We start from the raw sequence: 21,966 nt of genomic DNA, 5'->3' as shown, positions 1-21,966 counted from the left end.
GGCATCACCGGAATCTGCCCGAGCCCCGCGGTTTCGGGCAGCCCGAACAGGATGTTCATGTTCTGCACAGCCTGACCCGCCGCCCCCTTCACGAGATTGTCGATGACCGACAGTACCACGACCACATCCCCATCTTGCGGACGATGAACCGCAATCCGGCAGATGTTTGCAGAGCGCACGGAACGCGTGGAGGGATGGGCCCCGCGCGGCATCACATCGACAAACGGCTCGTCGGCAAACCGAGTCTCGAACAGCTCCTGCAAATCGACATCCTTGGTGAGGCGCGCGTACAGCGTCGCATGAATGCCACGAATCATCGGGGTGAGATGCGGGACGAAAGTCAGCCCGACGGGCGCTTTGGCGTAGCGCGACAACCCCTGCCGAATCTCCGGCAGATGCCGATGACCAGCCACACCGTAAGCCTGGAAGTTGTCCGCCGACTCGGAGAACAGAATGTGCGTCTCCGCCTTGCGGCCGCCGCCGGACACCCCGGACTTGGCATCTGCAACCAAGCCGTCCAGTTGCACGACACCGGCTTCGACGAGCGGCAAGAAGCCGAGCTGCACCGCAGTGGGATAACAACCCGGATTGGCCACCACCCGCGCTGCCTTGACAGCCTCGCGATTCACCTCAGGCAAACCATACACAGCCTCAGCAACCAGCTCGGGGCAGGCGTGCTTCATCCCGTACCACTTTTCCCATTCGGCCACGTCGGAGATCCGGAAATCCGCAGCCAGATCGATGACCTTCACACCCGCAGCAACGAGAGCCGCAGCCTGCTGCATCGCAATCCCGTTAGGCGTAGCGAAGAAGACGACGTCACACCCCGACAGATCAGCCGCCTGGGGGTCGACAAACCGCAGATCAACCCGGCGGCGAAGGCTCGGGAACATATCCGCCACCGGCATCCCAGCCTCGCCACGCGAGGTGATCGCCTTCAGCTCCACATCCGGGTGCTGCGCCAGCAAGCGCAACAGTTCAACCCCGGTATATCCCGTCCCACCAACCACACCAACCTTGACCATGCTCGCCCCCAACAGGAAATGAACTACCAGCAGACACCAGAACTACGTCGGAACAACATACTACGTCAAGATGACAAAAAGCCGCCCGAAGGCGGCCTTTTGACCATACTCGAAGCGAATTAACGCTTGGAGAACTGCTTGCGACGACGCGCCTTGCGGAAACCGACCTTCTTACGCTCGACTTCACGGGCATCGCGAGTAACCAAGCCAGCCTTCTTCAGCGGGGACTTGAGCTCTGCATCGTAGTCGATCAGCGCACGGGTAATGCCGTGACGAACGGCACCAGCCTGGCCGGATTCGCCACCACCGGTCACATTGACCAGGATGTCGAAGGTGTCGACGAAGTTGGTCAGAACCAGCGGCTGACGCACGATCATGCGGCCGGTTTCGCGGGAGAAGAACTGGTCAACCGGCTTGCCGTTCACGACGATGTTGCCGGAGCCCTTCTTGATGAAGACACGGGCAACAGCCGACTTGCGACGACCGGTACCGTAGTTGTAAGTCACAGCCATTATCGGCTCCTGTTAAATCGCGAGAACTTGGGGCTGCTGTGCGGCATGCGGATGCTCGGCACCGGCGTAGCACTTCAGCTTCTTCAGCATGGCGTAGCCGAGCGGACCCTTGGGGAGCATGCCCTTGACAGCCTTTTCAAGCACGCGAGCAGGGAAGCGCTGCTGCAGCTTGGTGAAGTTGGTTTCGTAGATACCGCCCGGATAGCCGGAGTGGCGGTAGTACTTTTTGTCCTGGGCCTTGGTGCCGGTCACACGCAGCTTGTCGACATTGACGACAACGATGAAGTCACCGGTATCAACGTGCGGGGTGTAGATGGCTTTATGTTTGCCGCGCAAGCGAAGCGCAACTTGGGAAGCAAGCCGACCAAGGACCAAGTCCGTCGCATCAACGACGAACCAGTCGCGCTTGACCTCATGCGGCTTGGCAGAAAACGTTTTCATGAAAATCCCTCTGACTTTTCCCGACACCGGGAACGACCATAATTCGGAAAGCCGCGGATTTTACCCGAGGTTCAAGGCCTGTGTCAAACATTAAATCAAGGCAAAAAAAAGCGCAGATCGGGGAGATCTGCGCTAAATCCACACCAAAGGAGGAGGGTGGAGGAGACACCTTTCAGCCGCTTCGAACAACAAAAGCAACTGGACTGAGGAAATTATCTCCCTCGAGCCCCCTTGGTGCAAGATTTTTTTGTGCATCGCACAATAAAATTACCTATCTGTAAATAGATTTTTTTTATCTAGAAAATAAGCCCATCAAGCCCATGATTTAATTGAAAAATAGATAGCGCCAGACGCGAGTCAAGGCGCACACGGAAGAACTCCCCCTGCTCAAAATGCGGCATCGCAACATAAAGACACGCCAGCGCCCCGCAGCAAGACGGCTACAATCAGCGCCGGAAGAAGGGGCCTGGCCCCTCCGTACAGTCAATATTGAAGGGAAGCAGAATGGAGTGCGTAGTTAAGTGGGTTGGCGACATGACCTTCATCGCGGAAACGGGCTCCGGCCATATCGTCACCATGGATGGTGCCCCGGAAGCGGGCGGGCGCGATCTTGCCCCCCGGCCGATGGAGCTGATGCTGGCCGGCGCAGGCGGCTGCACGGCGTTTGACGTCGTCCTGATCCTCAAGCGCGGCCGGCAGGATGTGCGGGACTGCAGCGTCCGCCTGACGGCGGCTCGCGCCGAAACCGACCCCAAGGTGTTCACCCGCATCGCGTTCCACTACACCGTCACGGGGCACGACTTGAAGCCGGAAAGCGTCGAGCGCGCCATCAAGCTGTCCTCCGACAAGTACTGCTCCGCCACGATCATGCTCAGCAAGACCGCTGACATCGAACACACCTGGGAAATCGTTCAGGTCTAGGCGTCGCCCGGATCAAAGCCAGTACGCAACACCGGTCATGAGCTTCGAGGTGGCCTTCATGGCTGCCTTGACCGGGGCTGGCAATTCAACCGCACCAAGGCGCACAGCCGTATCGGCATGCGCAACCTCGTCGATCTTCATCTGCTCCACGATCTCACGGGAGCGTTGATCCTGCTCCGGCAAGCGATCGAGGTGGCTATCCAAATGCGCCTCGACCTGGCGCTCGGTTTCGGCCAGGAAGCCCAGATTCACGCCGTCACCAAAGCGGGCTGCCACCATTCCGATGGCCAGCGATCCGCTGTACCAGAGTGGGTTCAGGAAACTCTTCCTCCCACCTAGCTCCGCAATCCGGCGTTCGGTCCACGCCAGATGTTCCGTCTCCTCGTGCGCAGCGCCGGCCAACGCTTCCTTGATGCCCTCATTGCGGGACATCAGCGCCTGCCCCTGATACAAGGCCTGGGCGCAGATTTCGCCACAGTGGTTCACCCGCATCAGAGATGCAGCATGACGCTTCTCCTGTTCACTCAGGTCGGCCTCAGGCAGCGCCTCGCCTGGCACCGGGCGCACGGAGTAGGCATCCGCAAAAACCGTACGCAAGGCCTTGTCAAAACCAATGATCAACTGATCCAGCATCGCAGCAACTCCACTCGAAATTTGACGTCAACGCAGGCCCGCCGCCTGCCGCAGGGATCGCACGATCTCTTCGCGGTTTGGCAGGATGGTCCCCCGCGGACAAAAGAAATCCATCGCCAGCAATGCGTACTGACGGTTAAATGCGTTGTCTGAAATCCTCTGCCAGTCGCTAGCGCGAGGCCTGATCCACTCCCGGTCATTGCGGCCTATCGCGTAGAGCTTGCGCTCCGCCTTTTCACAGCGGATACCCTCGAAACTCACGTTCTGGGCACCACCCGCAGCACGCACAACCAATGTAAAGCGCACGACACCGTCTTCCGCAAGCGTCAGCGATTTTTCATCAATGAAGGACAAGGAGGTTGATTCGGTCCCCAAGTCGAGGGGGATCAGATTGGCGCGCTCGGGAAATGCCGGAAGCTCCGGCTCGATTTCCTTCCAGGCGGCCTTGGTTTCTCCTTCAAACAGGGAGGTACGACCACCGGCACATCCCACGAGCGCGACGCTTGCCGCAGCAAAGAAAAACGGAATGCATGAGCGGGCCAAACGGGAAACTGCAGCCATCGGGTTTCAAAGGGAAGGATGGAGAAGAGCCGCGATTCTACTCCCCTCCCCTTTCGCCAGGCCAAACCCGCGCTGCGCCCGGCACTTGCCGGCCCGCCAACTCAACTCCTGATGGCAGCCTCGATCTCGGCAAACGTACGCGCCACCTCCGTGGTCTGCAGGGGAATGCCCATCTGACGTGCAATCTGCGAGGCCGAGAAAATGCCCCGGATCACCGGCGCCATACCGCCCTCCTCTTCCACCACGAGCGCATGCTGCCGCCCACAGGCCTTGAGCATCGCCACGACATGCCCCACCTCCGCACGCAGGACATCGGACATCGTCACCGCATCGAGCTCTTCGGTGGCCACCATGATGTCACGCACGGTCAGTTCCTCGTGCCGAGACATCCGCTCCCGTGCAACCCGCGTGGGTTTCTCGCCCAACAGATCGTTGGACGTGATGATGCCCACCACGCGGCGATCGTTATCCGTCGCGAAGAGCATCCGCACGCCGCGCAGAATCATGCTGTGATTGGCTTCGACCAGCGAAACCGTATCGGAAATGGTTGCCGCGGGAATTCGTCGCAGGTCGGTCATCACTTCAATGGCCGGCGACGACGCAACAACCTTTGTCAGGCTCCAGGCATCCGCGACTTCGCAGGTGCCGCTCTTGACCCGGAACTGCCGGATCGGCTGATAGTGCAAGCGCTCCATGGTGTCTCCTCCCGATGTGCCCCTACAGCGATGAACCAAGACTACCTGACGGCAATCCCGGACCCGTCGTCGCGTAGAACTCGACGACAAAAATCAGCAGCAATCGACCGGTGAGACAAAAAGACGCGTGCCGAGTTTCAACTCGGCACGCGTCTTGTCAGGAGAGGGAGGTTTTTCCCGGAGATTCCGGGGTCACGACGATCGGTCGGTAACTTTCCGGGATATCGAGGGTTCGATCACGGAACAGCAGGCGGGACAATTCAAGCAGCGCCGCCTGATAAACACCGCGCTTGAACTCGATGACCGCCTCAAGGGGCACCCAATAATAACTCCAGCGCCAGGCATCGAACTCCGGGTGAGTACTTGCACGCAGGCAAACGTCGGAATCGCGTCCCACCAGTCGCAACAGGAACCAGATCTGCTTCTGGCCGCGATAGGTGTTACGCCATTCCCGCTTGATCCAGTGCTTGGGCACGTCATAGCGCAACCAGCCGCGTGTGCGGCCGATGATACGAACGTGCTCAGGCTTCAAGCCGACTTCTTCAAAGAGCTCACGGTACATGGCCTGTTCCGGCGACTCGCCGTGCTTGATTCCGCCCTGCGGAAACTGCCAGGAATGTTCTCGTATCCGTTTGCCCCAGAAAACCTCGTTGCGCGCATTCACCAGAATGATGCCGACGTTAGGCCTGTAGCCTTCACGGTCGAGCATGGTGCAACCTTTAATTCATGAACTGTGCGGAATTCTTCCATATTTCCCCTTGCCACGGAAGCCGACGCCCCGAATCGGTGCAATGCAACAGAAGCGGCGCCAAGGCGCAAGGTGCACGTTAAAATTGCATGCTGTACTAACAATGGACTCCGTCATGCGTGCCTCCCAGTTCTTCCTCTCCACCCTCAAGGAAGCCCCTTCCGACGCGGAAGTCATCAGCCACAAACTGATGATGCGCGCGGGGCTGATCAAGCGCCTCGCCGGCGGTATCTACACCTGGATGCCTCTGGGCCTGCGCGCCCTGCGCAAGGTGGAAGCCATCGTGCGAGAGGAGATGAACCGGGCCGGCGCCATCGAAGTGCTGATGCCCGCCGTGCAGCCCGCCGAGCTGTGGCAGGAGTCCGGCCGCTGGGACTTCTACGGCCCCGAGCTGCTGCGCTTCAAGGACCGCCACGACCGTGATTTCGTCGTCGGCCCGACCCACGAGGAAGTCATCACCGACGTGGTGCGCAAGGAACTGAAGAGCTACCGCCAGCTGCCCAAGCACTTCTACCAGGTCCAGATGAAGTTCCGCGACGAGATCCGCCCCCGTTTCGGCGTGATGCGCGGCCGCGAATTCGTCATGAAGGACGGCTACTCGTTCCACAGCTCCTTCGAGGACCTGCAGCGGGAGTACCGCAACATGTACGACACCTACCACCGCATCTTCAACCGGCTCGGCCTGAAGTTCCGCGCCGTGGCGGCGGATACCGGCTCGATCGGCGGCACCGGCTCCCACGAATTCCATGTGATCGCCGAAACCGGCGAGGATGACATCGCCTACTGCCCGGACTCCGACTACGCCGCCAACGTGGAGCTCGCCGAAGCCCTGGCACCGGCCACCCCGCGCCCCGCCGCCAGCGCTGCGCTGACCAAGGTGCACACGCCCGGCGCCAAGACCATCGACGAACTGGCTGCCTTCCTGAAGATCCCCGCCACCGAGACCGTCAAGGCCATCGTGGTGGATGGCGACGAAGCGTCCGGCGGCAAGCCCGTGCTGTTCCTGCTGCGTGGCGACCACGAACTGAACGAGGTCAAGGCCCAGAAGGTGGCGGGCGTCAAGAATCCGCTGACCTTCGCCTCTCCGGCCTCCATCCTGGCCGCCTTCGGCGCCAACGCCGGCTCCCTCGGCCCCGTCGGCTTCCAGGGCCGCGTGGTCATGGACCGCACCGTTGCGGCGATGGCCGATTTCGTCACCGGCGCCAACGAGGACGACTACCACTACACGGGCGTCAACATCGGCCGTGACTTCCCCGAAGCCGAAGTGGCCGACCTGCGCAACGTCGTCGTCGGCGACCCCTCGCCGGACGGCAAGGGCAGCCTCAACATCTGCCGCGGCATCGAAGTCGGCCACATCTTCCAGCTGCGCACCAAGTACTCCGAAGCCCTCGGCTGCAAGTTCCTCAATGAGCAGGGCAAGGAACAGGTCATGGAGATGGGCTGCTACGGCATCGGCGTGTCGCGCATCCTCGGCGCTGCCATCGAGCAGAACAACGACGCCCGCGGCATCATCTGGCCGGACGGCATCGCCCCCTTCCAGGTCGCCATCGTGCCGATGGGCTACGCCAAGTCCGAAGCGGTGCGTGAAACCGCCGACAAGCTGTACGGTGAACTGGTCGCGGCCGGCATCGATGCCTTCCTCGACGACCGGGACGAGCGTCCGGGCTCCCTGCTGGCCGACAACGAGCTGATCGGCACGCCGCACCGTGTCGTCATCGGCGACCGCGGCCTGAAGGAAGGTGTCGTCGAATACCAGGGCCGCCGCGACGCCGAAGCCACCAAGCTGGCCGTTGGCGACGTCGCCGCCACGGTCATCGCCAAGCTGAAGGGCTGAGAAGCATGCTGCCCATGCGTTCCATCGTCGCCCGCCTGCTGGCCACCTGCCTGCTGGGCGGAACGACGATGGCGCATGCCGGCAACCAGACCTACGAGCCGCTCGCCGCCAGCGTGCAGGCTGCGCTGCATGCGGCCGTCGCCGACCAAGCCCCGCTCGACCCGAGCTTCGATCGCTCTCCCGAGCGGGCCCGCTGGCTGGCCGAGATGTCCCGCCGCCTGGCCAAGCGCATCCCCGACGAAACCTATCGCTCCGAGCTCCTTAGGGCGATCCACTACGAAGCCACCCGCGCCGGCCTCGATCCCCAACTGGTGCTGGGCCTGATCCAGGTGGAAAGCGGCTTCAAGAAATACGCCCTGTCTTCAGCGGGCGCCCGTGGCTACATGCAGGTCATGCCGTTCTGGGTCAAGCTGATCGGCAACCAGGAGAGCAATCTCTTCTACATGCGCACCAACCTGCGCTTTGGTTGCACGATCCTGCGCCATTACCTGGACATCGAGCGGGGCGACCTGTTCCGCGCGCTGGGGCGCTACAACGGCAGCCTTGGGCGGCCCGAATACCCGAACATGGTGCGTGCCGCGTGGGAGCACAACTGGGCCTATCCGAACTTCCGACTGGCTCAGAACCCTTAAAAACAAACGGGCGCCACACAGCGCCCGTTTGTTTTTGCATCAACAGAAGCTTCAGGCCGTGATGATCCCGCCGCCCAGGCAGACCCGGCTTTCGTAGATCACCACGCTCTGCCCCGGCGTCACCGCCCACTGGGGTTGCGCGAAGGCGATCTCGGCGCGGCCGTCGGCGAGCGCGTCGATCTCGCAGGGCGCATCCGGCGTCCGGTAACGCGGCTTGGCCGTGTAAACCCAATTGGTACGCGGATCCTGGCCGGACACCCAGCTCAGGTCGGTGATGATGAGGCGATCCTTCAGCAGCGCCGGGTGATCGTGCCCCTGCACCACGTACAGCACGTTCTTCGCCATGTCCTTCTGCGCCACGTACCAGGCATCGTGCTCACCCGCGTCATCCTGGTTGCCCTTGATGCCGCCGATCTGCAAGCCCTTGCGCTGGCCGATGGTGTGATGCATCAGGCCCTGATGCTGGCCGATCACCTTGTCGCCTTCCAGCGTACGGATCTCGCCCGGCTTGGCCGGCAGGTAGCGGGACAGGAATTCGCGGAACGGGCGCTCGCCGATAAAACAGATGCCCGTCGAATCCTTCTTGGCATGCACATGCAGGTTGGCGGCCTCGGCCATCTTGCGCACGTCGCGCTTGTAGAGATGGCCGATGGGGAACAAGGCCTTCGACAGCTGAGCCTGGTTCAGGCGGTACAGGAAGTAGCTCTGGTCCTTAGTGCCGTCTTCCGCCTTAAGCAACTGGTACTCGGTGCGCCCGTCGTTGGTCCATTTGCGCACCTGGGCGTAATGCCCGGTGGCGATACGGTCCGCGCCCAAAGCCAGCGCGTGATCGAGGAAGGCCTTGAACTTGATTTCCGAGTTGCACAGGATGTCCGGATTGGGCGTGCGACCCGCCTCGTACTCGCGCAGGAAATCGGCGAACACCCGCTCCTTGTATTCCTTGGAGAAGTTCACCACTTCCAGCTCGATGCCCAGCACGTCGGCCACCGACACCACGTCCACCAGGTCTGCCCGGGTGGAACAGTATTCATCGTCGTCATCGTCTTCCCAGTTCTTCATGAACAGGCCGACCACGTCGTAGCCCTGCTGCTTGAGCAGCATCGCCGCCACGGACGAATCCACGCCGCCGGACATGCCGACGATGACTTTTTCCTTACGAGACATTCGGTCCTTCTCCATCCAGCCAATCTTCCAGGGGCAACACCACGGCAGGATCGCCGTGCTCCCCAAACCAGGAGTCCACTACGAATCGCGCCCCACCCACCGGCGCGGCTGCGTCCTTTTCGCGAATCACCGCCGAGAAATGCTGGGCAAGCAGCCAGCGCACCCGGCGATGCACTTCATCCACCACATGAAAACGCAGCATGCCGCGCCGTTCCAGCATCTTCAACAGGCGCGTCGTCGTCTCTGCATGATCGATGCAGTCCATCTTGCCGAGCACATCGTCATCGAGGAAATCCCCTGGCCTGTCGGCATGAATCGGCGACTGCTCGCCAGCCCAGCGATAAAGCTGCCCGATGACCTGGGCCAGAATGGCCCGTTCCTCGAGCGGTGACTCGGCCCGCTGCAGGTGTTCGCCAGCCTCGGCGAGGCGCACGTCGGAATACACAACCGTAACCTCGCTCAGGCAGCCGTAGTTGAAACACACCACAACCTGCTCGGCGGCCTGCGCAGCACCAAAGCACAGCAACAACGCCGCGGCCAGCCCCCACCTGCGCACCATCAGGCGTCGTAATGACGCACCAGATCCAACGGATAGCGCCGACCGGCAAGATAATCCTCGCAACATTGCAGGATCAGCGGGCTGCGATGGCGCTCCCGCGTCTCCCGCAACTCGTCCAACGTCAGCCACACGGCCCTCACGATCCCCGAATCCAGCTGCCGGTCCGGATCGAAACCGGTCACACTGCCGCCAAAAGTGAAACGCAGATACGTGATGTCGCTATCGGGCTTGGGCCACTGGTAGATTCCCACCAGAAACTCCGGCCGGAAGTGATGAGCGGTTTCCTCGAGCGCTTCGCGGGTTACCGCCTGCAGCAGGGATTCCCCCCGATCCAGGTGCCCGGCCGGCTGATTGAAACGCAGACCGGTCTCGGTCTCCTCCTCGACGACCAGGAAGCGCCCGTCACGCTCGACCACGGCCGCCACCGTCACATTCGGCTTCCAGACTCTCATCGCCATCCCGCTGCGGACAAAGGCGGCATTTTACCCCCTTCCGGCTGAGGGTCCGCAGTCCCCGCGGAATGAGCTAGAATCGTGGGCTCGAAATTTACTGTTTTCAGCTGGAGATCCCCACAATGTCAATGGCAGACCGCGACGGTTTCATCTGGTACGACGGCAAGCTCGTGCCGTGGCGCGAAGCGACCACCCACGTGCTCACCCACTCCCTGCACTACGGCTTGTCCGTGTTCGAGGGCGTCCGCGCGTACAAGACCGTCAAGGGCACGGCGATCTTCCGTCTCGCCGAACACACCCAGCGCCTGCTCAACTCCGGCAAGATCTACATGATGAACATTCCTTACTCTAAGGAAGTTCTGATGGAGGCCCAGCTGGAAGTGGTCCGCGCCAACAAGCTCGAATCCTGCTACCTGCGCCCGATCGCCTTCTACGGCTCCGAAAAGATGGGCATCTCCACCAAGGGCGCCACCATCCACGTGGCCATCGCCGCCTGGCCGTGGGGTGCCTACCTGGGTGAAGACGGCCTCGAAAAGGGCATCCGCGTGAAGACCTCGTCCTTCGCCCGCCACCACGTCAACGTCACCATGCCGCGCGCCAAGCTGGCCTCCACCTACGCCAACTCCATCCTGGCCAACCTGGAAGCCACCGAAGCCGGCTACGACGAAGCCCTGCTGCTCGACACCAACGGCTTCGTCGCCGAAGGCGCCGGCGAAAACCTCTTCGTGATCAAGGACGGCGCCATCTACGAACCCGAGATCGCCTCCGCGCTGACCGGCATCACCCGCGCCTCCGTGATCCGCGTGGCCAAGGAATTCGGCCTCGACGTGGTTTCCAAGCGCATTACCCGCGACGACATCTACATCGCCGATGAAGCCTTCTTCACCGGCACGGCCGCCGAAGTGACCCCGATCCGCGAACTGGACGGCCGCACCATCGGCGAAGGCAAGCGTGGCCCGATCACCGAGAAGCTGCAGAGCCGCTTCTTCCAGATCGTCGGCGGCCAAGCCCCCGAATACGAAGAATGGCTGTCTTACATTTAAGATCCCACGGAGCAACCCATGCCTGAAAATCAGGACAAGTCGAAGCCGATCGAAGTCACCGCCCACGAGCTGCCGCTGCACTGCCCGATGCCTGACGCCCCATTGTGGGCACGGCACCCGCGCGTCTTCCTTGACGTCACCAAGGAAGGCGAGGCAACCTGCCCGTACTGCGGCGCAAAATACGTCTTCACGGGTGAACTACCCAAGGGACACCACTGAGGCTCCTCATCGGACCACAGTCAGAACGGGGGCGGCAACGCCCCCGTGTCGCATGCGAACGTCCATTCGAGAAACCCGCATGAGCAACCCGATCTACACCTCCCCCGAAGACGCCGAAGCCGCTTTCTACGCCGCACTGACCCGCGCCGACATCGACGGCATGATGGCCGTCTGGTCGGAGGACGAGGAGGTCGTTTGCGTCCAGCCCGGTAGCATCCGCCTCGTCGGGCTCGCCGCGATCCGCGAATCCTGGCGCCAGCTCTTCGCCAGTGGCACCCGCATCAACGTCAATATCAGCCACCCGGTCCGCTGGGTCAGCGTCATGACGGCCGTGCACACCCTGCAGCAGCATGTGCACGTAGAGGGCGACGACCGCCTCCACCCACCGATCATCGCCACCAACGTATTCACCCGCGGTGCGCTGGGCTGGCGCATGGTCATGCATCACGCCTCCCTTGCGCCCGACATGGACAGCCTGCACAGCAACGACGCCCCCCACGTGGTCCATTGACAACCAACTCACCAGCCACAGGGGACTATGTCGCCCCCCGCTGGCTTCCCGGCGGACATGCCCAGACCATCTGGCCGCTGCTACGCAAGGGGCCGCTACCGGCCTTCCAGCGTGAGCGCTGGGATACGCCAGACGGCGACTTCATCGACCTCGACTGGTTGCCGCATCAACCCGACGCACCGCTGGTCGTCCTCTTCCATGGTCTCGAAGGCTCGAGCCGGTCGCCGTACGCGCGCCACCTCATGCGACATCTGGCGGAACAAGGCTGGAATGGCGTGATCCCGCATTTCCGCGGCTGTTCCGGCGAACCCAACCGCCTGCCCCGCGGCTACCACGCCGGTGACGCCGACGAAGTCGGCTGGATCCTGGAGCGCCTGGCCAGTCTTTTTCCGACGCAGCCCCGCTACGCCGCCGGTGTCTCACTCGGTGGCAACGCCCTGCTTCTGTGGCTCGGCACCCGCGGCAACGCGGCCACCGGGCTGCTCACCGCCGCCGCTGCAATCTGCCCCCCGGTCGACATGACGGCGACGGGCCACGTGCTGGCCCGCGGCTTCAACCGCCTCTACACCCGCCACTTCCTGGCCACCCTCAAGCACAATGCAGCCGTCAAGCTGAGCCAGCATCCGGGGCTTTTCGACGGCCAGACCATGGGGCGCACGCGTACGCTGTACGAATTCGACGACCTGGTGACCGCTCCCCTGCATGGCTTTCGAAGCGCGGACGACTACTGGCACCAAGCGTCGAGCAAGCCACACTTGCGAGGAATCCAGGTACCGACCCTGCTCCTCAATCCCTTGAATGATCCATTCCTGCCCGCCCATCATCTACCGGGCCGGCAGGATGTTTCCGACATGGTGCTGCTGGAACAGCCCCCGGAGGGCGGCCACGTGGGTTTCGTCAGCGGCGCATGGCCCGGTCACCTGCACTGGCTGCCGCAGCGCATGCTGTCCTTTTTTCAGACAGGACGCTGATCACTCCAGCTGCCAGCCAGGCAGATCAGCAAGAAAACGTTAAATCCCGTGCCACCGACCCACCCAGTCGTCATGGTGCACCGCGTATAATCGAACCCTCATCGTTTCCGACCGGAGTCCACAGCATGTTCGTTCCCGCCCCAGAGATCTTCAAGGCCTATGACATTCGCGGCATCGTTAACAAGACCCTGACTGCCGAAGCCGTACGGGCGATCGGCCAGGCCCTCGGTTCCGAAGCAGTTGCCCGCGGTCAGAAAGCCATCGCAGTGGGACGGGATGGGCGCCTCTCCGGTCCGGAGCTGGCCGGTGCGCTGGCCGACGGCATCCGGGCCGCCGGGGTCGACGTCATCGACGTCGGCTGTGTACCGACCCCGCTCACCTACTTCGCCGCCTACGAACTGGGCACCCACTCCTGTGTGTCCGTCACCGGCAGCCACAACCCGCCCGACTACAACGGCCTGAAAATGGTCCTCGGCGGCCAGACCCTGTTCGGCGAACTGATCCAGGGCCTGCGCCAGCGCATCATCGACGGCAACCTCGTAACCGCCGCCGAACCCGGCAAGCTTACCCACGCTGACGTAGTGCCCGCCTATGTCGAAAAAATCGTCGGCGACGTGAAGCTGTCCCGCCCGATGAAGGTCGTCATGGATTGCGGCAACGGCGTAGCCGGTGCGGTCGCGCCGGAACTCTTCAAGCGCCTCGGCTGCGAGCTGGTCGAACTGTTCTGCGACGTGGACGGCAATTTCCCCAATCACCACCCCGATCCCTCCAAGCCGGAAAACCTTCAGGACGTGATCCGCGCCCTGCGGGAAACCGGCGCGGAAATCGGCCTGGCCTTTGACGGCGACGGCGACCGCCTGGGCGTCGTCACCAAGGATGGCGAGATCATCTTCCCCGACCGCCAGCTGATGCTGTTCGCCGAAGACGTGCTGACCCGCGTTCCCGGCGGCGAGATCATCTACGACGTCAAATGCACCCGCAACCTGGCCGGCTGGATCAAGGACCGCGGCGGCAAGCCCACCATGTGGAACACCGGCCACGCGCTGGTCAAGGCCAAGCTGAAGGAAACCGGCGCCCCGCTGGCCGGCGAGATGAGCGGCCACGTGTTCTTCAAGGAACGCTGGTACGGCTTCGATGACGGCCTCTACACCGGCGCGCGCCTGCTCGAGATCCTGTCCCGCCACACCGACGCCAACCCGGTGCTGAAGGGCCTGCCGAACGCCACCAGCACCCCCGAACTGAACATCAAGATGAACGAAGGCGAGCCCTTCGCGCTGGTGGACAAGCTCAAGGCCGAAGCCCAGTTCAACGGCGCGGAAAGCATCCTGACCATCGACGGCGTGCGCGTCGAATACGCTGACGGCTTCGGCCTGGCCCGTCCGTCGAACACCACGCCGGTCGTCGTCCTGCGTTTCGAAGCCGACAACCAGGCCGCCATCGAGCGCATCCAGGCCGATTTCCGCCGTGCCATCGAAGGCGTCTGGCCGGGCGTCGCGCTGCCGTTCTGATCCATCCGGCCGGGCTTGCCGCTCCATCGCCAAGCCCGGCTGGATGGTTTTTTACACAAATCGCTTCCTCCCTTGTGAGAAAAAAGTGAGACTGGCGGCTGGCAACAGCCGAGCAGCCCTCACCGGGACGCTGTCATAAGTTCCACGCCTCGATGGAGGAGCAGCCATGAAGGCTGTGCCCACTTTTCAGTCGGCAAGCTTCAGCGCATCCCAATTCCGGACACGGCTGATCATCGCCGTGGTTTTGCTGAACCTGATGGTCATCGGCCTGGCCTTCCAATCCCTGTACCAGGGGCTGGAACAGTCGCGGGCACGCGCCATCGTCAACACCCGCAATCTGGCACAGCTGCTCGATCACGACATAGCCGCCATCTTCGATCGCATCGACCTGACGCTTCAGGCCCTCGTAGACGATCTCGACGATGGCCTTGCGAGCAAGCACGACACCAAGCGCTACCAGAGCATTGTCCAGCAGCACTTCGCCAGGCAGCCTGCCCTGCACAGCCTGCTGGTCGTCGATGAACGGGGCAGCCTGCTCGCCAGTAGCGGCCAGTTGAACCGGACCCCCGCTCTGCTGGCCGATCGAGATTATTTCCGGCGCCACCGCGACTCGGCATCGGCCGGCCTCGTCATATCCGCACCCCTGCAGGGACGTGTCGGCGGAGAGTGGATCATCACCTTGAGCCGCCGCATCAATGCCAGCGACGGCCAGTTTGCCGGCATCGCCGTCGCCAGCATCCGCCTGGCCCACCTGCGCGAGCTGTTTGCTGGTATCAATCTCGGGCCGGGCGGTGCGATCACCCTGCGCGATACCAACCTCGGCCTGGTCACCCGCCATCCAGCGCCAAGCACACCCGAGGTACAGATCGGCTCACGAGCCGTCTCCCCCCAGCTCGCCGCCGCAATCCGGGCCAATCCAGAGCAGGGAGCCTATCTCGCCGTCACGCAGATCGACGGCATCGAACGGACCAATGCCTATCAGCGCATGGACCACTACCCTTACTACATCATCGTCGGGCTGGCCGATGACGACTACCTGCTCGGCTGGTACCGGGAACTCACCAAGACGGCCGTACAGGTCGCTGCTTTCATAGTGGCAACCCTCCTCATGCTGAGCCTGCTGATCCACACCTGGTCGCTCCGGGAACGGGATCTGAAGCACATCGCCAGCAAGGAACTGGAACTGCGCATCCTGCTCGACACCGCGCCCGACGCGATCATCATCATCGACTCGTCCGGGCATGTCCGCCGTGCCAACCAACGCGCACTGAGCACCTTCGGCTATCAGTACGAAGACCTGATCGGACGCCCCGTCGGCAACCTGCTGGCATCCGAGTGGAGCGAGCTGGCCCAGCCGTCCCAGTCCGTTGCCGACGTGGACCTCATCGCCCTCGCAGCGGATGGCCGCCGCTTCCCGATCAGCGCCAGCATGACCCCGACCGAAACCGAGAGCGGGCGCATGGCGACGCTGGTGATCCGGGACAGCAGCGAACGCCGCGAGCGGGAAGATGCCCTGCGGCTGGCGTCGCTCGTCTACCAGGCGGTCGGCGAAGCCATCATGGTCACCGACACCACCAATCGCATCGTCGCCATCAACCCCGCCTTCACCCGGCTCACCGGCTTCACGCCCGAAGAGGCGATTGGGCAACAAGCCGCCTTTTTCAGCTCCGGGCGCCACGACCACACCTTCTTCCGCAACATGCGGGAAAGCCTGGACGCCACCGGCACCTGGAAAGGGGAAATACTGAACCGCCGGCGCGACGGGGAAATCGCAGCCGACTGGCTGATGATCAACACGATCTACGACGACAACGGCCAGGTGCAGTGGCGGGTCGGCATGTACTCCAGCGTTACCGAACAGAAGCGCGCGGAAGAGCAGCTATGGCGGCAGGCCAGCTACGACTCGCTGACAGACCTGCCCAACCGCCGCCTGCTGCTGGACCGCCTGCAGCAAGACATGAGCATTGCCGACCGCACAAAGACAGAAGTCGCGCTGCTACTGGTGGACCTCGACTACTTCAAGGACGTTAACGACCGCCTCGGCCATCTGGCCGGCGATCAATTGCTGGTCGAAGTTGCCCACCGCCTGGAGTTCTGCATCCGCGAGATGGACACCGCGGCCCGTCTCGGCGGCGATGAATTCGCCGTGCTCCTGGGCGGCATCACGAATCGGCAGCACATCGAGCCCATCGCCCAGTCGATCCGCAGCGCGCTGGCCTCCCACTACGCCCTCAAGGAGGGTGACGCGCAAATCTCCGCCAGCATCGGCATCGCGCTGTACCCGTCAGACGCCAGGGACACCGAGACCCTGTTCCAAAAAGCTGACCAAGCCTTGTACCTCGTCAAGGGCAACGGTCGTAACGGTTTCAGTTTCTATTCGGAACCGTCCACGGAAAAACGGCCGGCAGACAGCCCGGCCGTTGATCTGGAAGCAGCTTCACCGACGGAAGAGAAAACCGGCGACACCTGAGGCAGTAGCGCTGGCGCGCTCCGCCCCAGGCACACAGCCCTGTGCTCAGCCCAGCCTGCCACCCACCCAGCCGGCCACCGCGGCCAGCGCGGCGGGAAGCGCCGCCGCATCGGTACCGCCCGCCTGGGCCATGTCGGGACGGCCGCCGCCCTTGCCGCCAACCTGCTGGGCGACGAAGTTGACCAGCTCGCCGGCCTTCACCTTACCGGTCAGGTCGGCCGTCACACCGGCGATCAGGCTGACCTTACCGTCGTTGACGCTGGACAGCACGATGGCCGCTGACTTGAGCTTGTCCTTCAGCTTGTCGAGGGTCTCGCGCAGGGTCGTCACGTCGGCGCCTTCCAGCGTCGCCGCCAGCACCTTGGCGCCCGCCACGTCGGTGGCCTGGGCCGCCAGATCGTCGCCCTGGCTGGCCGCCAGCTTGCTCTTCAGGCGGGCGAGTTCCTTTTCTAGGGCCTTCACGTTGTCCATCACCTGGGTCACACGCCCCAGCACGTCCTGCGGCTGGGCCTTGAGGGCACCGGTCACGCCGTCGAGCAAAGCCTGCTGCGCCTGCACCAGGGCCAGCGCCACATCGCCGCACACCGCTTCGATACGCCGCACGCCCGCGGCCACGCCGCCTTCAAGGGTGATTTTGAACAGGCCGATGTCGCCGGTACGCGCCACGTGGGTGCCACCGCACAGCTCCTTGGAGGAGCCGATGGTCAGCACACGCACCTCGTCGCCGTACTTCTCGCCGAACAGCATCATCGCACCGGTCTTCTGCGCGGATTCGATGTCCATCACGCTGGCATCGGTGGCGGCGTTGGCGAGGATCTCGTCATTGACGATGCGCTCGATACGGGCGATCTCCTCGGCCGTCACCGGCTGGGTGTGGGCGAAGTCGAAGCGGGTCTTGTCCGGATCGACCTGGGAGCCCTTCTGCTGGACGTGGTTGCCGAGCACTTCGCGCAACGCCTTGTGCAGCAGGTGGGTCGCCGAGTGATGGCGCGCGGTACGGGCGCGTGCCTGGGTATCCACCTTGGCGCTGACGCCATTGCCGACAGTCAGCTTGCCGGTGGTGACCACGCCGTGATGGCCGAAGACAGCGGCCTGGATCTTCAGGGTGTCTTCCACTGCGAAGATGCCATGCACGGAGCGCAGCTCGCCGCGGTCGCCGACCTGGCCGCCAGACTCGGCGTAGAACGGCGTGTCGTCGAGAACCACGACACCCATTTCGCCTTCGTTGAGTTCATTGACGGCCACACCGTCCTTGTACAGGGCCAGCACGTTACCCGTGGCGTCGAGGCTCTCATAGCCGTGGAAAGTGGTCGCCGGGCCGTCGTACTCCAGGTTGGCTGCCATCTTGAACTTGCCGGCAGCGCGGGCCTGTTCCTTCTGGCGGGCCATCGCGGCGTCGAAGGTGGCGCTGTCCACAGTCACGTTGCGCTCGCGGCAGACATCGGCGGTCAGGTCGAGCGGGAAGCCGAAGGTGTCGTGCAGCTTGAAGGCGGTTTCACCGTTGAACACGGTGGCGCCAGCGGCAGCCATCGCCGCCAGTTCGCCTTCGAGGATGGCCATGCCGTTCTCGATAGTGGCGAAGAAACGGTCTTCCTCCTGCTTGAGGATGTCGGTCACACGGGCTTGGCCAGCCTTCAGCTCGGGATAGGCCTCGCCCATCTCTGCGACCAGGTCCGGCACCAGCTTGTGGAAGAAGGCCGCGCGGGCGCCCAGCTTGTAGCCGTGGCGGATGGCGCGGCGGATGATCCGGCGCAGCACGTAGCCGCGACCTTCGTTGCCGGGGATCACTCCGTCGGCGATCAGGAAGGAGCAGGCGCGGATGTGATCGGCCAGCACCTTGAGGGACGGGCTGTCCATGTCGGCGTCGGCGGTTTCACGGGCCGCGGCCTTGATCAGGGTCTGGAACAGATCGATCTCGTAGTTGGCATGCACGCCCTGCAACACAGCGGAAACCCGCTCCAGGCCCATGCCGGTATCCACCGAGGGCTTGGGCAGCGGATGCATCATGCCAGCCTCGTCCCGGTTGAACTGCATGAACACGTTGTTCCAGATCTCGATGAAACGGTCGCCGTCTTCCTCGGGGGATCCCGGGGGGCCGCCCCAGATATGCGCGCCGTGGTCGTAGAAGATCTCGGTGCACGGGCCGCAGGGGCCGGTGTCGCCCATCATCCAGAAGTTGTCGGACGCGTAGCGGGCGCCCTTGTTGTCGCCGATGCGGATGACCTTGTCGGCCGGCACGCCAACTTCCTTGGTCCAGATGTCGTAGGCCTCGTCGTCTTCCGCATAGACGGTGACGGTGAGCTTGTCCTTGGGCAGCTTGAAGACTTCGGTCAGCAGTTCCCATGCGTAGTGGATCGCGTCGCGCTTGAAGTAGTCGCCGAAGCTGAAGTTGCCCAGCATCTCGAAGAAGGTGTGATGGCGGGCGGTATAGCCGACATTTTCCAGGTCGTTGTGCTTGCCGCCGGCGCGCACACACTTCTGGGACGTGGTCGCGCGGGAGTAGGGGCGCTTGTCGAAGCCGAGGAAGACATCCTTGAACTGGTTCATGCCCGCGTTGGTGAACAGCAGGGTCGGATCCTCATGGGGAACCAGCGAGCTGGACGCCACGATCTGGTGGCCCTTGGAGGCGAAGAATTCGAGGAACTTCTGGCGGATTTCGGCGCTTTTCATCGGCGTGGGGTCTCCGGTTGTCTCAACTGCGACGGTCGGGGAAGGACAGGTATCAAAGCCGCAAATTGTAGCATCCCTCCCCACCGGCCCCTGCTGGCTATAATCGGCCTTCCAAAAACACAAACTCCTCAGGAGACAGCACAATGGGCCACCGCCTGTCCAAGATCTATACCCGCACCGGCGACGCCGGCACCACCGGCCTCGGCAACGGCAACCGGGTTTCCAAGAACAGCCTGCGCATCCACACCCTCGGCGAAGTGGACGAGGTCAATGCGGCCATCGGCGTACTGCTGTGCGAGGAACTGCCGGACGACGTGCGCACGCTGCTGACCAACGTGCAGCACGACCTTTTCGATCTGGGCGGCGAGGTGTGCATCCCCGGCATGGAGATGATCACAGCCAAGCAGGTGCAATACCTGGAAGACGAACTGGACCGCTTCAACGACGACCTCGAACCACTGAAGGATTTCATCCTGCCCGGCGGCACCCGCGCCGCCGCCCTCGCCCACCAGGCCCGCACCATCTGCCGCCGCGGCGAGCGGATGATCGTCGCGCTGGCCCAGGAAGAGGCCGTGAATGACGCACCGCGCCAGTATTTGAACCGCTTGTCCGACCTGCTCTTCGTGCTTGGCCGCGTCCTCAACCGCGCCGGCGGCCGCGGCGACGTGCTGTGGCAGAAACGCAAGAACGCGTGAATTGAAAAAGGCTGCAGATCACGCAGCCTTTTTCATAGGTCGGTCAGAACCGCGATCACCAGTCCACTTTCTGGACTTGCCCCAGCGAACGCCCGAGGAAACGCTCGCCGATGGTCTGGAAGCGCAGCGGGATGTCGGTGACGGTATAGCGGTACATGGACAGGCTGTCGCCCGGATTGGCGATGCCCATCTCGGTCAGCGTACGCGCCGCCTGCTCGGCGACGGTGATGGCGGAATCGACCAGCCGCACGTCCGGCCCGACGACGTCCTGCAGCAGCGGCTTGATCAGCGGATAGTGGGTACAACCGAGGACCAGCGTATCCACGTTTTCGGCCAGCACCGGCTTGAGGTACTCCTGGGCCGTCAGCCGGGTGACTTCATGCTCCAGCCAGCCCTCTTCGACCAAGGGCACGAACAAGGGGCAGGCCTGGGAGTACACACGCACGTTCGGGTCCATGGCATGCATGCGGCGCGCGTAGGCATTGCTGTTGACCGTCGTCGGCGTACCGATCACGCCGATCGCCCGCGAGCGAGACTCGGCGACCGCCGCCCGGGCCCCTGCGTCGATCACGTCGAGCACTGGAATACCATCCGCCTTCTGCTTGACCACCTGAGCCGCCACCGCCGCCATCGTGTTGCAGGCGATGATCAGCATCTTGACGCCCTGCTCGAGCAGGTAATCGGTGATCTGCCCGGTGAAGTGCTCGATGGTCGCCACCGATTTCACACCGTAAGGCACACGGGCCGTATCGCCGAAATAAACGATGTTCTCGAGGGGCAGGCGCTCCATCAGCGCACGCACGACGGTTAGTCCGCCCACGCCGGAATCGAAGACGCCAATGGGCAGTTTGCCAGGATCAGACATGAAAATGCGGGGGAAAGAGAAGCCGCGATTCTACGCCAGCCCGCCCCTGCAGGGGCGGGCTGGCCCTATCAGTTCTTGAGGCGCTCGATCATTTCCAGTTCTTCTTCAGGCGTGAAGGCGAACTTGTAGATCGATTTCTCATCTGGCAGCTCGCGCCAGCGCCCGCCGATTTCCTTCATCCGCTGCTCGATGCGCGCGCATGATATATGCATCAGAAGGGCCGGTGCCTTGACACGCTCACACGTACGCTCCTCGCCCAGCTGGCGGAATTCCAGCATCTTCTCGTAGAAGTCCCGATGGCGCGGATTGATCTCGATGAGGATATCGGTACACCCTTTGACGCGCGCCGAATAGACGTAGAGCAGATTGAACAGGGAGGCGATGAGGCGCTTGGAGCGGGCCGAAGGGTCGATCGCGAACCGGCCGAACTCGCACAGCTTGCGCCCCTGCGCGCGCAGGCGTGCAGCTTCGGCTCCATAGGTGTTGTCGAGCGCCAGTCCAGCGGGCGAGTCCACATTGACCGTGAGGGTTGCATAGACGCGGCCGAACAGTTCGGCGTTCATCGTCAGCTGATTCGGCTCATCCTGCGAGTCCAGCTGGCCGTAACCGCGCCATGCATAGCGCTTCTGGATCAGGAGTTCGGTTTCGCGGCGGCGCTCGCCGTCACGCATCAGCATCTTGATCCGGAACTTGTCCGGCCGGTGGCTGGGCGCATCGACCTTCGGATCGTCTTCTGCGATACACAGGGGGTCGAACCGCCAGGACTCCATGGCCGTCACTTCCGCCAGGGTCTGCGGAGCCGGAGCTACATGCTCGGGGAGTTTTGACTGTTTTCGA

General features: G+C 63.0%; 23 protein-coding genes (1 of these 23 cut by a window edge). 10 read left to right on the top strand and 13 right to left on the bottom strand.

Features of this window, described 5'->3' with window-relative positions:
- The 3 genes from argC to rplM all read right to left on the bottom strand — a co-directional run.
- Positions 1–1,025 carry the 5' portion of an N-acetyl-gamma-glutamyl-phosphate reductase gene (gene argC, locus AC3QL2_RS17025; RefSeq protein WP_493235785.1) on the bottom strand. It extends 4 nt beyond the left edge of the window, so the window shows 1,025 of its 1,029 coding nt (coding positions 1–1,025); its start codon is at positions 1,023–1,025; its stop codon lies beyond the left edge, outside the window.
- Positions 1,026–1,144: 119 nt separating this feature from the next.
- Positions 1,145–1,537 carry a 30S ribosomal protein S9 gene (gene rpsI, locus AC3QL2_RS17020; RefSeq protein WP_141351686.1) on the bottom strand — a complete coding sequence of 131 codons (393 nt, stop codon included), beginning with the start codon at positions 1,535–1,537 and terminating at the stop codon, positions 1,145–1,147.
- A 12-nt stretch (positions 1,538–1,549) separates the two neighbouring features.
- Positions 1,550–1,978 (bottom strand): 50S ribosomal protein L13, encoded by a 429-nt coding sequence (gene rplM / locus AC3QL2_RS17015; RefSeq protein ID WP_079437046.1) that lies wholly within the window; start codon positions 1,976–1,978, stop codon positions 1,550–1,552.
- 504 nt (positions 1,979–2,482) lie between these two features.
- Between rplM and AC3QL2_RS17010 the strand changes: the two genes are divergently transcribed.
- The gene (locus AC3QL2_RS17010) at positions 2,483–2,899 is read left to right on the top strand and encodes an OsmC family protein (RefSeq protein ID WP_493235786.1); all 417 of its coding nucleotides are present in this window, start codon (positions 2,483–2,485) and stop codon (positions 2,897–2,899) included.
- Positions 2,900–2,911: 12 nt separating this feature from the next.
- Here the strand turns inward: AC3QL2_RS17010 and coq7 are convergent, their stop codons facing one another.
- The 4 genes from coq7 to AC3QL2_RS16990 form a co-directional block, all read right to left on the bottom strand.
- Complete coding sequence (gene coq7 / locus AC3QL2_RS17005; RefSeq protein ID WP_493235787.1) at positions 2,912–3,532, bottom strand: 2-polyprenyl-3-methyl-6-methoxy-1,4-benzoquinone monooxygenase; 621 nt, start codon at positions 3,530–3,532, stop codon at positions 2,912–2,914.
- Between the two features lie 27 nt (positions 3,533–3,559).
- Positions 3,560–4,093, bottom strand: coding sequence for a CNP1-like family protein (locus tag AC3QL2_RS17000; RefSeq protein WP_493235788.1), 534 nt, complete (start codon positions 4,091–4,093; stop codon positions 3,560–3,562).
- A 101-nt stretch (positions 4,094–4,194) separates the two neighbouring features.
- Positions 4,195–4,788 carry a CBS domain-containing protein gene (locus AC3QL2_RS16995; RefSeq protein ID WP_493235789.1) on the bottom strand — a complete coding sequence of 198 codons (594 nt, stop codon included), beginning with the start codon at positions 4,786–4,788 and terminating at the stop codon, positions 4,195–4,197.
- A 157-nt stretch (positions 4,789–4,945) separates the two neighbouring features.
- Positions 4,946–5,497, bottom strand: coding sequence for an RNA pyrophosphohydrolase (locus AC3QL2_RS16990; RefSeq protein WP_493235790.1), 552 nt, complete (start codon positions 5,495–5,497; stop codon positions 4,946–4,948).
- Positions 5,498–5,651: 154 nt separating this feature from the next.
- Between AC3QL2_RS16990 and AC3QL2_RS16985 the strand changes: the two genes are divergently transcribed.
- Both AC3QL2_RS16985 and AC3QL2_RS16980 read left to right on the top strand, forming a co-directional pair.
- Positions 5,652–7,370 (top strand): proline--tRNA ligase, encoded by a 1,719-nt coding sequence (locus AC3QL2_RS16985; RefSeq protein ID WP_493235791.1) that lies wholly within the window; start codon positions 5,652–5,654, stop codon positions 7,368–7,370.
- A 14-nt stretch (positions 7,371–7,384) separates the two neighbouring features.
- A complete protein-coding gene (locus tag AC3QL2_RS16980) occupies positions 7,385–8,002 on the top strand; it encodes a lytic transglycosylase domain-containing protein (protein ID WP_493235792.1) in 618 nt (205 codons plus the stop codon).
- 51 nt (positions 8,003–8,053) lie between these two features.
- Here AC3QL2_RS16980 and mnmA read toward each other — a convergent pair whose 3' ends face one another.
- From mnmA to AC3QL2_RS16965, 3 genes are read right to left on the bottom strand one after another with little or no spacing between them, the layout of a single operon-like run.
- Positions 8,054–9,166, bottom strand: a complete 1,113-nt coding sequence (gene mnmA, locus AC3QL2_RS16975; RefSeq protein WP_493235793.1) for a tRNA 2-thiouridine(34) synthase MnmA — start codon at positions 9,164–9,166, stop codon at positions 8,054–8,056.
- Complete coding sequence (locus tag AC3QL2_RS16970; protein ID WP_493235794.1) at positions 9,156–9,725, bottom strand: hypothetical protein; 570 nt, start codon at positions 9,723–9,725, stop codon at positions 9,156–9,158. The genes mnmA and AC3QL2_RS16970 overlap by 11 nt, the downstream gene beginning before the upstream one ends.
- A complete protein-coding gene (locus tag AC3QL2_RS16965; protein WP_493235795.1) occupies positions 9,725–10,183 on the bottom strand; it encodes an NUDIX hydrolase in 459 nt (152 codons plus the stop codon). Before AC3QL2_RS16965 ends, AC3QL2_RS16970 begins: the two co-directional genes overlap by 1 nt.
- A 116-nt stretch (positions 10,184–10,299) precedes the next feature.
- Between AC3QL2_RS16965 and AC3QL2_RS16960 the strand changes: the two genes are divergently transcribed.
- The 6 genes from AC3QL2_RS16960 (at position 10,300) to AC3QL2_RS16935 (ending at position 16,899) form a co-directional block, all read left to right on the top strand.
- Positions 10,300–11,220: a branched-chain amino acid transaminase gene (locus AC3QL2_RS16960; protein WP_493235796.1), complete on the top strand. Its 921-nt coding sequence runs from the start codon at positions 10,300–10,302 to the stop codon at positions 11,218–11,220.
- Between the two features lie 18 nt (positions 11,221–11,238).
- Positions 11,239–11,439, top strand: coding sequence for a zinc-finger domain-containing protein (locus AC3QL2_RS16955; protein ID WP_493235797.1), 201 nt, complete (start codon positions 11,239–11,241; stop codon positions 11,437–11,439).
- A 79-nt stretch (positions 11,440–11,518) separates the two neighbouring features.
- Complete coding sequence (locus tag AC3QL2_RS16950) at positions 11,519–11,950, top strand: YybH family protein (protein WP_493235798.1); 432 nt, start codon at positions 11,519–11,521, stop codon at positions 11,948–11,950.
- On the top strand, positions 11,947–12,921 hold the full coding sequence (locus AC3QL2_RS16945; protein WP_493235799.1) for a hydrolase: 975 nt from the start codon (positions 11,947–11,949) through the stop codon (positions 12,919–12,921). The genes AC3QL2_RS16950 and AC3QL2_RS16945 overlap by 4 nt, the downstream gene beginning before the upstream one ends.
- A 125-nt stretch (positions 12,922–13,046) precedes the next feature.
- Positions 13,047–14,429, top strand: coding sequence for a phosphomannomutase/phosphoglucomutase (locus AC3QL2_RS16940; RefSeq protein WP_493235800.1), 1,383 nt, complete (start codon positions 13,047–13,049; stop codon positions 14,427–14,429).
- A gap of 166 nt (positions 14,430–14,595) precedes the next feature.
- Complete coding sequence (locus AC3QL2_RS16935) at positions 14,596–16,899, top strand: bifunctional diguanylate cyclase/phosphodiesterase (protein ID WP_493235801.1); 2,304 nt, start codon at positions 14,596–14,598, stop codon at positions 16,897–16,899.
- Between the two features lie 45 nt (positions 16,900–16,944).
- On the opposite strand, the gene alaS is transcribed toward AC3QL2_RS16935, so the two are convergent.
- Positions 16,945–19,569, bottom strand: coding sequence for an alanine--tRNA ligase (gene alaS / locus AC3QL2_RS16930; protein WP_493235802.1), 2,625 nt, complete (start codon positions 19,567–19,569; stop codon positions 16,945–16,947).
- A 143-nt stretch (positions 19,570–19,712) separates the two neighbouring features.
- On the opposite strand from alaS, the gene AC3QL2_RS16925 reads away from it, so the two are divergent.
- The gene (locus tag AC3QL2_RS16925; protein ID WP_493235803.1) at positions 19,713–20,264 is read left to right on the top strand and encodes a cob(I)yrinic acid a,c-diamide adenosyltransferase; all 552 of its coding nucleotides are present in this window, start codon (positions 19,713–19,715) and stop codon (positions 20,262–20,264) included.
- A 55-nt stretch (positions 20,265–20,319) separates the two neighbouring features.
- Here AC3QL2_RS16925 and murI read toward each other — a convergent pair whose 3' ends face one another.
- Positions 20,320–21,129, bottom strand: coding sequence for a glutamate racemase (gene murI, locus AC3QL2_RS16920; protein WP_493235804.1), 810 nt, complete (start codon positions 21,127–21,129; stop codon positions 20,320–20,322).
- Between the two features lie 68 nt (positions 21,130–21,197).
- Positions 21,198–21,899: an N-acyl amino acid synthase FeeM domain-containing protein gene (locus AC3QL2_RS16915; RefSeq protein ID WP_493235805.1), complete on the bottom strand. Its 702-nt coding sequence runs from the start codon at positions 21,897–21,899 to the stop codon at positions 21,198–21,200.
- Between the last annotated feature and the right edge of the window lie 67 nt (positions 21,900–21,966).

It is taken from the genome of Zoogloea sp. GW822-FHT05C07 (genome assembly GCF_058800215.1).
The sequence above is the reverse complement of the archived record's forward strand: the minus strand, read 5'-3'. Positions and strand labels throughout refer to the sequence as shown.

Coding starts and splice junctions, on each gene's coding strand:
- AC3QL2_RS16995 (WP_493235789.1), bottom strand. CDS start 4,788: ATGGAGCGCTTGCACTATCAGCCGATCCGGCAGTTCCGGGTCAAGAGC.
- AC3QL2_RS17010 (WP_493235786.1), top strand. CDS start 2,483: ATGGAGTGCGTAGTTAAGTGGGTTGGCGACATGACCTTCATCGCGGAA.
- coq7 (WP_493235787.1), bottom strand. CDS start 3,532: ATGCTGGATCAGTTGATCATTGGTTTTGACAAGGCCTTGCGTACGGTT.
- AC3QL2_RS16980 (WP_493235792.1), top strand. CDS start 7,385: ATGCGTTCCATCGTCGCCCGCCTGCTGGCCACCTGCCTGCTGGGCGGA.
- AC3QL2_RS16960 (WP_493235796.1), top strand. CDS start 10,300: ATGTCAATGGCAGACCGCGACGGTTTCATCTGGTACGACGGCAAGCTC.
- AC3QL2_RS17000 (WP_493235788.1), bottom strand. CDS start 4,093: ATGGCTGCAGTTTCCCGTTTGGCCCGCTCATGCATTCCGTTTTTCTTT.
- AC3QL2_RS16970 (WP_493235794.1), bottom strand. CDS start 9,725: ATGGTGCGCAGGTGGGGGCTGGCCGCGGCGTTGTTGCTGTGCTTTGGT.
- mnmA (WP_493235793.1), bottom strand. CDS start 9,166: ATGTCTCGTAAGGAAAAAGTCATCGTCGGCATGTCCGGCGGCGTGGAT.
- rpsI (WP_141351686.1), bottom strand. CDS start 1,537: ATGGCTGTGACTTACAACTACGGTACCGGTCGTCGCAAGTCGGCTGTT.
- AC3QL2_RS16940 (WP_493235800.1), top strand. CDS start 13,047: ATGTTCGTTCCCGCCCCAGAGATCTTCAAGGCCTATGACATTCGCGGC.
- AC3QL2_RS16950 (WP_493235798.1), top strand. CDS start 11,519: ATGAGCAACCCGATCTACACCTCCCCCGAAGACGCCGAAGCCGCTTTC.
- AC3QL2_RS16915 (WP_493235805.1), bottom strand. CDS start 21,899: ATGGAGTCCTGGCGGTTCGACCCCCTGTGTATCGCAGAAGACGATCCG.
- AC3QL2_RS16965 (WP_493235795.1), bottom strand. CDS start 10,183: ATGGCGATGAGAGTCTGGAAGCCGAATGTGACGGTGGCGGCCGTGGTC.
- AC3QL2_RS16955 (WP_493235797.1), top strand. CDS start 11,239: ATGCCTGAAAATCAGGACAAGTCGAAGCCGATCGAAGTCACCGCCCAC.
- AC3QL2_RS16985 (WP_493235791.1), top strand. CDS start 5,652: ATGCGTGCCTCCCAGTTCTTCCTCTCCACCCTCAAGGAAGCCCCTTCC.
- murI (WP_493235804.1), bottom strand. CDS start 21,129: ATGTCTGATCCTGGCAAACTGCCCATTGGCGTCTTCGATTCCGGCGTG.
- rplM (WP_079437046.1), bottom strand. CDS start 1,978: ATGAAAACGTTTTCTGCCAAGCCGCATGAGGTCAAGCGCGACTGGTTC.
- AC3QL2_RS16935 (WP_493235801.1), top strand. CDS start 14,596: ATGAAGGCTGTGCCCACTTTTCAGTCGGCAAGCTTCAGCGCATCCCAA.
- AC3QL2_RS16925 (WP_493235803.1), top strand. CDS start 19,713: ATGGGCCACCGCCTGTCCAAGATCTATACCCGCACCGGCGACGCCGGC.
- AC3QL2_RS16990 (WP_493235790.1), bottom strand. CDS start 5,497: ATGCTCGACCGTGAAGGCTACAGGCCTAACGTCGGCATCATTCTGGTG.
- alaS (WP_493235802.1), bottom strand. CDS start 19,569: ATGAAAAGCGCCGAAATCCGCCAGAAGTTCCTCGAATTCTTCGCCTCC.